Origin of the sequence: Streptomyces marokkonensis (assembly GCF_039539045.1) — a bacterium.
Lineage (GTDB): Bacteria > Actinomycetota > Actinomycetes > Streptomycetales > Streptomycetaceae > Streptomyces > Streptomyces marokkonensis.
Genome location: NZ_BAABCQ010000045.1, coordinates 19,821 through 30,707 on the forward strand (window position 1 = coordinate 19,821; position 10,887 = coordinate 30,707).

Annotated in this window: 10 protein-coding genes and 1 pseudogene; 6 read left to right on the plus strand and 5 right to left on the minus strand. The window is 71.7% G+C overall.

Annotated elements, in window-relative coordinates; genetic code table 11:
• Positions 1-47: 47 nt before the first annotated feature.
• The gene (locus ABEA26_RS14060) at positions 48-644 is read left to right on the plus strand and encodes a suppressor of fused domain protein (protein WP_345592429.1); all 597 of its coding nucleotides are present in this window, start codon (positions 48-50) and stop codon (positions 642-644) included.
• Positions 645-678: 34 nt separating this feature from the next.
• On the opposite strand, the pseudogene ABEA26_RS14065 reads toward ABEA26_RS14060, so the two are convergent.
• Positions 679-954 (minus strand): annotated as a pseudogene (locus tag ABEA26_RS14065) (MFS transporter); the annotation flags it as partial.
• Between the two features lie 177 nt (positions 955-1,131).
• Here ABEA26_RS14065 and ABEA26_RS14070 point away from each other — a divergent pair.
• From ABEA26_RS14070 to ABEA26_RS14080, 3 genes are all read left to right on the plus strand, one after another.
• On the plus strand, positions 1,132-1,773 hold the full coding sequence (locus ABEA26_RS14070) for a DUF6758 family protein (RefSeq protein WP_345592430.1): 642 nt from the start codon (positions 1,132-1,134) through the stop codon (positions 1,771-1,773).
• 314 nt (positions 1,774-2,087) lie between these two features.
• Complete coding sequence (locus ABEA26_RS14075; RefSeq protein WP_345592431.1) at positions 2,088-2,945, plus strand: PHP domain-containing protein; 858 nt, start codon at positions 2,088-2,090, stop codon at positions 2,943-2,945.
• Positions 2,946-3,005: 60 nt separating this feature from the next.
• Positions 3,006-3,611: a MarC family protein gene (locus tag ABEA26_RS14080; protein ID WP_345592432.1), complete on the plus strand. Its 606-nt coding sequence runs from the start codon at positions 3,006-3,008 to the stop codon at positions 3,609-3,611.
• Between the two features lie 169 nt (positions 3,612-3,780).
• Here the strand turns inward: ABEA26_RS14080 and ABEA26_RS14085 are convergent, their stop codons facing one another.
• Complete coding sequence (locus ABEA26_RS14085; RefSeq protein WP_345592433.1) at positions 3,781-3,933, minus strand: hypothetical protein; 153 nt, start codon at positions 3,931-3,933, stop codon at positions 3,781-3,783.
• Between the two features lie 259 nt (positions 3,934-4,192).
• On the opposite strand from ABEA26_RS14085, the gene ABEA26_RS14090 reads away from it, so the two are divergent.
• A complete protein-coding gene (locus ABEA26_RS14090; protein ID WP_345592461.1) occupies positions 4,193-5,098 on the plus strand; it encodes an NYN domain-containing protein in 906 nt (301 codons plus the stop codon).
• A gap of 126 nt (positions 5,099-5,224) precedes the next feature.
• Here the strand turns inward: ABEA26_RS14090 and ABEA26_RS14095 are convergent, their stop codons facing one another.
• Both ABEA26_RS14095 and ABEA26_RS14100 read right to left on the minus strand, forming a co-directional pair.
• Entirely contained in the window at positions 5,225-6,121 is an 897-nt protein-coding gene (locus tag ABEA26_RS14095) for an alpha/beta fold hydrolase (protein WP_345592435.1), read from the minus strand.
• A 147-nt stretch (positions 6,122-6,268) separates the two neighbouring features.
• Positions 6,269-8,980 carry a DEAD/DEAH box helicase gene (locus ABEA26_RS14100; RefSeq protein ID WP_345592437.1) on the minus strand — a complete coding sequence of 904 codons (2,712 nt, stop codon included), beginning with the start codon at positions 8,978-8,980 and terminating at the stop codon, positions 6,269-6,271.
• A gap of 505 nt (positions 8,981-9,485) precedes the next feature.
• On the opposite strand from ABEA26_RS14100, the gene ABEA26_RS14105 reads away from it, so the two are divergent.
• The gene (locus ABEA26_RS14105) at positions 9,486-10,277 is read left to right on the plus strand and encodes a ferritin-like domain-containing protein (RefSeq protein WP_345592438.1); all 792 of its coding nucleotides are present in this window, start codon (positions 9,486-9,488) and stop codon (positions 10,275-10,277) included.
• Between the two features lie 146 nt (positions 10,278-10,423).
• Here ABEA26_RS14105 and ABEA26_RS14110 read toward each other — a convergent pair whose 3' ends face one another.
• Entirely contained in the window at positions 10,424-10,693 is a 270-nt protein-coding gene (locus ABEA26_RS14110; protein WP_345592440.1) for a hypothetical protein, read from the minus strand.
• Between the last annotated feature and the right edge of the window lie 194 nt (positions 10,694-10,887).

Consider the following 10,887-nt stretch of genomic DNA (forward strand, 5'->3'; position numbering starts at 1 on the left):
GTCAAGGCGCCGCTTTGTCACTTCCCGACGAGTTCTATGCTCGCCGCATGGCTGATGTTCTTCCTCTGGTCGAGGCCCGGTTGCGCAGTGCGCTGGGCGAGCCGGACGCGCGCGCGGCGGTCACCTTCCTCGGCACCGACCGTATCGAGGTGCTGCGCTTCCCCGCCGGGGGCCAGGAGGGCGACATCGTCCGCTACGCCACTCTCGGCATGGCGGCGCAGCCCATGGCGGACCCCACGGCCGTGCTCGCCGACCCCGTCCAGGGCCCCCGTGCCGAGCTGGTCCTCTCCGTCCGGGCCGGTCTCGCCGACACCGACAAGGTGCTTCGCCCGCTCGCCGTGCTGGCCGCGTCCCCGCAGGTCGAGGGCGTGGTCGTGGCCCCCGGCGCCTCCCTGGACGTGGGTGAGGCGCTGTGGCCCGGGGCGCCGTTCACGTCGGTCCTGGTGGCGGAGCCGGGCGGCCTGGTCGAGGACCTGGAGCTGGAAGCCCCGCTGGACCCCGTACGGTTTCTGCCGCTGCTGCCGATGACCGCGAACGAGGCCGCCTGGAAGCGGGTGCACGGTGCGGAGGCCCTTCAGGAGCGTTGGCTGACGCACGGGACGGACCTGCGCGATCCGGGGCGCAGGTCCGTCCCGCTGGAGTGACGGGACGCACCGAAGACCGCTGTCGGCTGTGTCGTCAGTCGGCGAAGACCGTGGTCCCGTCCTCGGTGGCGTGCCTCGGTTTCATTTCCTCCGCGACGTGCGTGAGCGCGCGTCGCGGTACGACGACCACGACCGCGCCCAGCACGGCGGTGACCGCCGCCACGACGAAGGGCATGTGGACGTCGCTCCACTCCTCGATCTTCGGAGCGAAGCAGGGAGCCGCCGCCGTGGTGAACCAGCGCACGAAGTTGTAGCCCGCGCCCGCCACCGGACGTGGCGCGTCCGACATTCCGAGGGCCAGCTCGGTGTGGAAGGGATCCATGCTTGCTCCCATGTCGGAGAGGGGATCGGATGGTTGGTGTGTGCACACAGTCGGTTAGCATCCCTGATTAATGTGAGCTGCATCTAAGTTCCGCTGGTCGGTCGCTCCGTCCGGATGGGTGATCGTCCTTGACGTGGGGGAGTGAGGGTAGGACCGTGGGACCCTATGAGGGGCGAACCCAGTTGCCCGAAATGTGGTGGCCGGGTCAGGGCGCCCGGTCTCTTCGCCGATTCCTGGCAGTGCGACCTGCACGGCACGGTGTATCCGCTGCAGCCGGTGCTCCCGCCCGGCGTCGAGGCGCTCGGCGTCGTGGTGCACCGCACGCAGGTGCCGGTGTGGATGCCGTGGCCGTTGCCGGTCGGCTGGCTGTTCACCGGTGTGGCCTGCGCGGGCGACGACCGCAGCGGTGGGCGGGCGACCGCCGTGGCCTGTTCCGGACCCGGCCCTCTCGGTGGCATCGGTGAGCTGATCCTGGTCGCAGAGGAACTGGGGGTCGGCCTCGGGGCGCGGTACGCGGGCATCGACGCCCCGGACCCCGGGCCGTACATGAACGTCGAGAAGCCTCCCCAGACGAAGGTCCTGGCCGCGGGCCGCCCGACCCCCCTCTGGCATGTCACCGGCGCTCCCGTCGACCGCGCCGTCTTCGCCGGTGAGGCGCTCGGTGTGTGGCTGTGGGCCGTCGTGTGGCCCGAGCGTTCGGGCCTGCTGATGTACGAGGAACTGGTGCTGACCGACCTGCGGGACGCGGGCGCCGAGGTGGACCTGGTGCCGTGCGGGGCGCTGTCACCGCGATTGCTCCAGCCGTGAGCGCTGCGGGGCCGGGTGCGAGCAGGGGTCCGCGACAAGGGTGTGGAGGGGTTGCAAGGGCGTAGCGGGGCCCGTGGGGATGTAGCGGGGCTGTGGGGGTGTAGCGGGGTCGTGGGGTTGTGGCGGGGCCGTCGGGTCGTGGCGGGGTGTGGGGGTGTAGCGGGGCGCAGGGGCGTAGTAGGGCTGCGGGTGGTTTCAGTGGGGCGTAGGGGGCGTAGGGGGCGCAGGGTGGCTGCGGGTGTGACAGTGGCGGGGGGAATTCCGGTTATCCTTGAGCGTCCCCCTCCGTCCCGTCACCGCTTGGAGTCAGCGTCGTGCGTATCGATCTGCACACCCACTCCACCGCGTCCGACGGCACGGACACCCCGGCCCAGCTGGTGCGCAAGGCCGCCACGGCCGGGCTGGACGTCGTCGCGCTGACGGACCACGACACCACCCGCGGACACGCCGAGGCCGTCGCCGCGCTCCCCGAGGGGCTCACCCTCGTCACCGGCGCCGAACTCTCCTGTCGCCTCGACGGCGTCAGCATGCACATGCTGGCCTACCTCTTCGACCCCGAGGAGCCCGCCCTGCTCGCCGAGCGCGAGCTGGTCCGGGACGACCGGGTGCCGCGGGCCCGGGCCATGGTCGCCAAGCTCAACGCGCTCGGCGTCCCCGTCACCTGGGAGCAGGTCGAGCGGATCGCCGGCGACGGGTCGGTCGGGCGGCCGCACGTGGCGTCCGCGCTCGTGGAACTCGGCGTCGTGCCCACCGTGGGTGACGCCTTCACCCAGGACTGGCTGGCCGACGGCGGCCGGGCCTACGTGGAGAAGCACGAGACCGACCCCTTCGAGGCGCTCCGGCTGATCAAGGGAGCGGGCGGAGTCGCCGTGTTCGCGCACCCGGCCGCCGTCAAGCGGGGCCGTACGGTCCCTGAGGCCGCGATCGCCGAGCTGGCCGACGCCGGACTCGACGGCATTGAGGTCGACCACATGGACCACGACGCGGAGGCACGGGCACGACTGCGCGGGACGGCGAGGGAGCTGGGGCTCCTGGTGACCGGCTCCAGCGACTACCACGGCAGCCGGAAGACCTGTCTGCTCGGCGAGTACACGACGGACCCCGAGGTGTACGGGGAGATCACGCGGCGGGCGTTCGGGGCGTTCCCCGTGCCGGGGGCCGGCGGGGTCTGAGTCCCGTCCCCGCGTACACCCACCCCTTCCCCCCTCTCCCGCAAGGCCAGTAATTCACCCATGTTCGACGTCGCCGTCTTCGGCTCTCTCTTCCTGACTCTTTTTGTCATCATGGATCCCCCCGGGATCACCCCGATCTTCCTCGCGCTGACCTCCGGCCGGCCCGCCAAGGTGCAGAAGCGGATGGCCTTCCAGGCCGTCTCTGTCGCCGGGGGTGTGATCACGGTGTTCGGCCTGCTCGGGCACCAGATCCTGGGCTACCTGCACGTGTCCGTGCCCGCGCTGATGATCGCGGGCGGGCTGCTGCTCCTGCTGATCGCGCTCGACCTGCTCACCGGCAAGACCGACGAGCCGAAGCAGACCAAGGACGTCAACGTCGCACTCGTACCACTGGGCATGCCGCTGCTCGCCGGCCCCGGGGCGATCGTGTCGGTCATCCTGGCCGTGCAGAAGGCCGACAGCGCGACCACGCAGCTGTCGGTGTGGGCGGCGATCCTCGCGATCCACGTGGTGCTGTGGCTGGTGATGCGGTACTCGCTGCTGATCATCCGCGTCATCAAGGACGGCGGCGTGGTCCTGGTGACCCGTCTCGCCGGCATGATGCTCTCCGCCATCGCCGTGCAGCAGATCATCAACGGCGTCACGCAGGTGATTCAGGGCGCGTGAGCGCCGGCCGGTCCGGGGCCCCGCTCCCGGGGCGAGGTCCCCGGCCGGCCGGGGACCTCGCCCCGCCCGGGACGGCCCGGTCCCGGGCCGGGCACACGCACAGGGCCCCCGCACGGTTGTTCCGTGCGGGGGCCCTGTAGGTGTGCAGATGGTCTGCGGAGCTTCCGCGCTACATGGCCGAGGTGTCGGCCGGGCGGATCCACAGGCGCTGCCCGATGGCGGCGGCCTGCTGAACGATGCGGTTCACGGAGGCGGCGTCCACAACGGTCGTGTCCACGGGGGTTCCGTCGACGTCGTCGAGTCGCATGACTTCAAAGCGCATGGCCTCTCCCTTGATCTGGTCATCCTCCTGAGGAGAACTACTGGTGTGGCTCCTGGGTCGTCGGTGCCCGGGCTTCCGTAATGAGTCAACGGACTGCACGCTGCAAACATTCCCTACGCTAAGGAAATTTTTCGCTCTGCTAATTACTGACTGGTAAGCCGACTGCTCCCAGGGATGATGCCCGCGCGGCGAGTGGGCGCCAAGGGCCCCTGCAAGACTGACCGGGACCGGTTGTGTTCGCAGCGTGACCGCCGGGACAATGGAGCCGATGAACGACGACCTCACGTCCCTGGACGCCCGCATCGATCGCACCAACGAGCTGCTGCAGCGCATGCTCGCCGAGGTGGCCAAGACACCCTCCACCCACGCGATCTTCGTGGACGCCGGGTACCTCTACGCGGCGGCGGGACGACTGGTGGCCGGGACCGAGGACCGGCGGGCCTTCGATCTGGACGCCGAAGGCCTGATCGAGGCGCTCATCGACAAGGCGCGCACCATCTTCGCGGACAGCCGCCTGCTGCGCGTCTACTGGTACGACGGCGCCCGGCGCCGCATCCACACCGCCGAGCAGCAGACCATCGCCGAACTGCCGGACGTGAAGGTCCGCCTGGGCAACCTCAACGCCAACAACCAGCAGAAGGGCGTCGACTCACTCATCCGCTCCGACCTGGAATCCCTCGCCAGGCACCGTGCCATCAGCGACGCGGCCCTGCTCGGCGGCGACGAGGACCTGGTGTCGGCGGTCGAGGCGGCCCAGGGCTACGGGGCCCGCGTCCACCTGTGGGGCATCGAAGCCCCCGAGGGCCGCAACCAGGCCGACCCGCTGCTCTGGGAGGTCGACAGCCAGCGCACCTTCGACCTGGACTTCTTCAAGCCGTACGTCTCCCGGCGCACGGCCCATGCCTTCGACGCGATGGGCGTGGCCAGGCCGCCCCGCGAGGACGTCCGTTTCGTGGGCGCGCAGATCGCCGCGAAGTGGCTGGCGGCGCGGGGCCGCGAGTCGCTGGTCGACCTGCTGCCCGGTCATCCCTACCTTCCCGGCTCGGTGGACCAGGACCTGCTGGTGGAGGCCGAGGGGCTGCTGCAGTACTCGCTGCGTGGCCAGGCCGACCTGCGCCGGGCGCTGCGGGACGGCTTCTGGGAGCACTTGCAGGCGCAGTACTAGGGTCGTCTCTGCCCGACGGGTCCTGACCGGGGCGTGCGCGGCTGCTGGGCGGTCCTGACCGGGGACGTGCGCGGCTGATGGTCTGGGCCTGTGAGGCCGCTGGTCAGCGGTATGCGAGGCCGCTGGTCAGTGCTTTCGCGGGCGCCGCCGTGCGGGGGCGGCGTCCCAGAAGTCGGCGAGGGCGCGCGCGGTCGGCAGCGGCTGGTCGGTGTTGGGGGAGTGCTCGGCCCCGTCGATCACGGTCCGGCGGGCGTCCAGCCGTACGGCCATCTCGTCCAGGAGGGGTACGGGCCACGTGTCGTCGGAGGCGCCCGACAGCACGTGGTACGGCAGCGGCACGGCGGCGAGCTCGGCGACGCGGTCCGGCTCGGTGCACAACTGACGCCCAGTGGCGAGGAGTTGCGCGGGCCGGGTGCCCAGCCAGCGGCCGCGCAGCCGTTCCGGGGCGTCCGGGCCGCGGGCGGGTGCCGGGGCGCCGACCTCCTCGGGCGGTCCCATGGCCTGGATCACGTCCCAGACCTCGGCCATCGTCATGGTGTCGAGTGCGTCCCGAAGGAGCTTCACGCGCTGCTGCTGGGAGACGGAGATACGCGCCGGGCCCGAGGACATCAGCGTGAGGGAGACGAACGGGGCATGGTCGAGCAGGACGGCGGCACGGGCGATCTGACCGCCGAGGGAGTGCCCGACGAGATGCACGCGGGTCCCCAGGGCGGCGACCTGCGCGAGCACGTCCCGGGCCAGCTCGGCCCGCTCGTAACCGGCTTCGTCGTGCTCGGGCCCGTCGGACTCGTACTGCCCCCGCCCGTCCACAGCGACCGTACGGTACCCGCGCGCCCCGAGCGGCTCGTGCAGCAGCGTGAAGTCCTCCTTGCTTCCCGTGAACCCGGGCAGCATCAGCACCGTCCCCTTCGCCTCGGCCTCACCGACCACGGGCGAATCGACGACGGCGAACTCACCCCGTGCGGTACGCAGCCGGTAGGCGCGGGCGCCGGAGGGTGGAGTGAAGGCGGCGTTACTGCTCACGGGCAGAGGCTATCGGGAGGTGCGGGTGGAGGCCCGGGGAGGCCCGGGGAAGCTTGGGGAGGCCCCGGGAAGCGGGGGCGCGAGAACGCCGTCGGCCCGGGCCCGCGTGGGTGCGGGACCGGGCCGACGGACGGTGAGCGGCGTAGATCAGCTTTCGCCGGTTTCCGCGGACCGCGTGGCAGCCGTGGCCGCCTTGCGGGTGCGGCGTGCCTTCGGCTTCGCCTCGGCCGTGTCGGGGGCCGTGTCGGGAGCCTCGACCGCGCTTTCCGTCTTGGCGGCGGCCTTACGGGTCCGGCGCCGCGGTGCGGCCTCCGGCTCCTGCGAGGCCTGGGCCGGGATGCCGGCGGTGGCCTCGGTGGCCTCGGTGGCCTCGACGGGCTCGGTGGTTGCGGCCTTGCGGGTGCGTCGGCGCGGCTTGGTCTCCGTGCCTTCGGCGGTGTCGACGGCGGTTTCGGCCTTCGAGGCGGCCGTCTTGCGGGTGCGGCGGGGCTTGGCCTCGGCGGCTTCCGGCGCCTGGACGGCTGTCTCGGTGGCCTCGGTGGCTGCGGCCTTGCGGGTCCGTCGGCGCGGCTTGGTCTCCGTGCCTTCGGCGGTGTCGACGACGGCTTCCGCCTTCGAGGCGGCCGTCTTGCGGGTGCGTCGCGGCTTCGCCTCGACCGCTTCCGGCTCCTGCGAGGCCTGGGCCGGGATGCCGGCGGTGGCCTCGGTGGCCTCGGTGGCCTCGACGGGCTCGGTGGTTGCGGCCTTGCGGGTGCGTCGGCGCGGCTTGGTCTCCGTGCCTTCGGCGGTGTCGACGGCGGTTTCGGCCTTCGAGGCGGCCGTCTTGCGGGTGCGGCGGGGCTTGGCCTCGGCGGCTTCCGGCGCCTGGACGGCTGTCTCGGCGTTCCCGGTCGCCTCCACGGGCTCGGCGACTGCGGCCTTACGGGTGCGTCGCGGCTTCGTCCCAGCGGCGTCAGCGGTGTCCGCAGTGTCAGCGGTGTCCGTCGCGGTCGATGCCGTCGCAGCCTTCTTGCGGGTGCGGCGCGGTTTCGTCTCCGTCGCCTCGGCCGCGGGTTCGGTCGCTCCCTCGGCCGTGTCGACCGCCGTCTCGGCGGCGGAGGCCGCCTTACGGGTGCGGCGGCGCCGCTCCTCCACAGGGGCCTCGGCAACAGGCGTCACCGGCTTGGCCACCGATGCCTCGTCGGCCACCGGCTCGGCCACCACGGCAGTCTCCAACGGAGCGGCCGACGCCTCGGCCGACTTGCGGGTGCGGCGGCGACGCGACTTCGCAGGGGCCTCCGCGATCTCCGCTGTCTGCGCGACCTCCGCGGCTTCGGAGACAACGAGCGCGTTGTCCGCCGTCTGCTCCACGAAGGCGTCGGTCGCCGCGGCCGTCACCGGCTGACGCGACGGCTCTCCGCTGCGCGTACGGCGTCGGCGGCGCAGCGTGCGGGGACCCTTGGCGGCGTCCGTGTCCACGTCGGCGGCGCTGTCCGCAGGGCCGGTCACGGCCTCGGGCGCGGTGGTCGCGGAGAGGTCCGCGTCCACCGGTGCCCCGCCGCGCATCCTGCGACGGCGACGCGGCGTCGTACGGGCCGAACGCTCGCGGTCGGCGGAACGGGGCTCGCCCCGGCCACCCCGGCCACCGCGGCCGCCCCGGTCGTCACGCGCGTGGCCACCACGGCCACCCGGCTCGCCCAGGTCCTCCAGCTCCTCCGCGTCGAGCCCGGCGCGCGTGCGCTCCGAGCGCGGCAGGACGCCCTTGGTGCCCTTGGGGATGCCGAGGTCGCTGTACAGGTGCGGGGAGGTGGAGTACGTCTCCGGCGGGTCGCTGAAGCCCAGGTCCAGCGCCTTGTTGATCAGCTGCCAGCGTGGGATGTCGTCCCAGTCGACCAGCGTGATCGCCGTACCCTTCGCGCCCGCGCGGCCGGTGCGGCCGATGCGGTGCAGGTACGTCTTCTCCTCTTCCGGCGACTGGTAGTTGATGACGTGCGTCACGCCTTCGACATCGATGCCGCGGGCGGCGACGTCGGTGCAGACGAGTACGTCCACCTTGCCGTTACGGAAGGCGCGCAGGGCCTGCTCGCGGGCGCCCTGGCCGAGGTCGCCGTGGACCGCGCCGGAGGCGAAGCCGCGCTGCTTGAGCTGGTCGGCCAGGTCGGCCGCGGTGCGCTTGGTGCGGCAGAAGACCATGACCAGTCCCCGGCCGTCGGCCTGCAGTATGCGCGACACCATCTCGGGCTTGTCCATGTTGTGCGCGCGGTAGATGAACTGCTTGGTGTTCGCGACCGTCGCGCCCGCGTCGTCCGGGGAGGTGGCGCTGATGTGCGTGGGCTGCGACATGTAACGGCGGGCCAGCCCGATGACCGCGCCCGGCATGGTGGCCGAGAACAGCATGGTCTGACGCCTGGCCGGCAGCATGTTGATGATCTTCTCGACATCGGGCAGGAAACCCAGGTCGAGCATCTCGTCGGCCTCGTCGAGGACCAGGCTCTTGATGTGCTTCAGGCTCAGCTTCTTCTGGCCCGCGAGGTCCAGCAGGCGGCCCGGGGTGCCGACGATCACGTCGACGCCCTTCTTGAGCGCCTCGACCTGGGGCTCGTAGGCCCGGCCGCCGTAGATGGCGAGGACGCGCACGTTGCGGACCTTGCCGGCGGTCAGGAGGTCGTTGGTGACCTGTTGGCACAGCTCACGCGTCGGGACGACGACGAGGGCCTGCGGGGCGTCGGTCAGGGCTTCGGGGGCGGCGCGGCCCGCCTCGACGTCGGCGGGGACGGTGACGCGCTCGAGGAGCGGGAGGCCGAAGCCCAGTGTCTTGCCGGTGCCGGTCTTGGCCTGGCCGATGACGTCCGTGCCCGAAAGGGCCACGGGGAGCGTCATCTCCTGGATGGGGAAGGGAGTGGTGATGCCGACTGCCTCAAGGGCTTCGGCGGTCTCGGGGAGGATCCCGAGGGATCGAAACGTCGTAGTCAGGGTGCTGCCTCTTCTGTGTACGTGGTGCGAGGCGAGCGCGCGGGTCGTGCCGGACCGTGTCGGGGACGTCGGCTGCCTTACGGAATGAGCCGTAGGACACGGGACCTCTGTCGACGCTCCAGCGCTCGTACCACTGAGGGTCCCCCTCCGGATTCCGTACGCAGTGTGGCGTACGGCAGGGAGGGCTGTCGGGTCGGAGCCGATCGGGCCACCGACCGGGCATCCTCATGCGTGCGGCCCGACGACGATGTCACGTACCCGTACGTCACATACTCGGCAGGCGCATTACCACCATACCCCGGATCCGCGCACATGCGACGGCCGGTTTGGTCACGTAGTCGTCGTCACACTGATTGACCTGGGGCCGACCGGGGCCCTTCCGGTAGGCGACGGGCGGGCTATTGTGCGCTGCATGACGAGCTCGGACAAGCCTGGCAACGCCGCAGACGCCCCCACCGAAACCACCGGAGCCACCGGAGCCACCGGAGTACACGAAACCACTGGAGTCGCTGTGGTCGCCGACCGGGACTGGGCGACGGCAGCCGCCGACCCGCAGTACCGCGCCGCGGTCGTGGACCTGCTCGGCGCGCTCGCGTACGGCGAGCTGGCGGCGTTCGAGCGGCTCGCGGAGGACGCCAAGCTGGCGCCCACCCTCGCGGACAAGGCGGAGCTGGCGAAGATGGCGTCCGCGGAGTTCCACCACTTCGAGCGGCTGCGCGACCGGCTCGCCGAGATCGGTGAGGAGCCGACGGAGGCGATGGAGCCGTTCGTGGCCGCCTACGACGGCTTCCACAAGCAGACGGACCCGTCCGACTGGCTGGAGGGACTCGTCAAGGCCTACGTCGGCGACTCCATCGCCAGCGACTTCTACCGCGAGGTCGCGGCACGCCTCGACGCGGACACCCGCGAGCTGGTGCTGGCCGTGCTCGACGACACCGGGCACGCGGGATTCGCCGTGGAGAAGGTGCGTGCGGCGATCGACGCGGATCCGCGTGTGGGCGGGCGGCTCGCTTTGTGGGCGAGGCGGTTGATGGGGGAGGCGCTCTCGCAGTCCCAGCGGGTGGTGGCCGACCGGGACGCGCTGTCGACGATGCTGGTGGGCGGTGTGGCGGACGGCTTCGACCTCGCCGAGGTCGGCAGGATGTTCTCCCGGATCACCGAGGCGCACACCAAGCGGATGGCGGCGCTGGGGCTGGCGGCCTGAACGCTGTCAGGGCGGAACCATGACGGGTCCCGCCCGTCCCGCCCCGTGAGGCGCTCCCGTCCAGCGCTCCCGTCCCACGCCCACTTCGCCACGCCCACTTCGTAGTCCTCATCTCGGGCGCCGGTGCCATCGGACGCGGCGGCCGCTCAGGCGGTCGCCGATCGGCCACGGAGTCTTCCCGCGGGGCGCAGCAGGAGCGACAGCGAGGCCGCGGAGAGGGCCGCAGCGCCCAGGAGGACCAGCAGGAGACCGCCGGCGCCCAGCGCGGTGTGTGTGACGAACGCCCCGAAGAGTGCCCCGGCGATCCCTGTCGGCAGGACCAGGACGCGGGCCGGAAGACGGTGTGGCAGTCGGTGGGCGGCGGCCCATCCCAGGGCGAGGCCGAGGATCGCGGCGCTGAGCGCTTCCAAGAGCATGTCGGGGTCCCTCCCACATGGCCGGCCTGCCCGAAACGGTCACAGCCGTCATACCCCTGACCTGCGGAATGCAACCCTGTCACGGTGAGTGAACTGTGGACCGTGTGTGAGCGGGAAGAACGTGTGTGAGCGGGAAGAACGTGTGTGAGCGGGAAGAACGTGTGTGAGCGGGAAGAACGTGTGTGAGCGGGAAG

Excerpts from the sequence above, each read along its gene's own strand:
- ABEA26_RS14060 (WP_345592429.1), top strand. The coding sequence starts at position 48 with ATGGCTGATGTTCTTCCTCTGGTCGAGGCCCGGTTGCGCAGTGCGCTG.
- ABEA26_RS14070 (WP_345592430.1), top strand. The coding sequence starts at position 1,132 with ATGAGGGGCGAACCCAGTTGCCCGAAATGTGGTGGCCGGGTCAGGGCG.
- ABEA26_RS14080 (WP_345592432.1), top strand. The coding sequence starts at position 3,006 with ATGTTCGACGTCGCCGTCTTCGGCTCTCTCTTCCTGACTCTTTTTGTC.
- ABEA26_RS14085 (WP_345592433.1), bottom strand. The coding sequence starts at position 3,933 with ATGCGCTTTGAAGTCATGCGACTCGACGACGTCGACGGAACCCCCGTG.
- ABEA26_RS14090 (WP_345592461.1), top strand. The coding sequence starts at position 4,193 with ATGGAGCCGATGAACGACGACCTCACGTCCCTGGACGCCCGCATCGAT.
- ABEA26_RS14100 (WP_345592437.1), bottom strand. The coding sequence starts at position 8,980 with ATGACGCTCCCCGTGGCCCTTTCGGGCACGGACGTCATCGGCCAGGCC.
- ABEA26_RS14105 (WP_345592438.1), top strand. The coding sequence starts at position 9,486 with ATGACGAGCTCGGACAAGCCTGGCAACGCCGCAGACGCCCCCACCGAA.
- ABEA26_RS14110 (WP_345592440.1), bottom strand. The coding sequence starts at position 10,693 with ATGCTCTTGGAAGCGCTCAGCGCCGCGATCCTCGGCCTCGCCCTGGGA.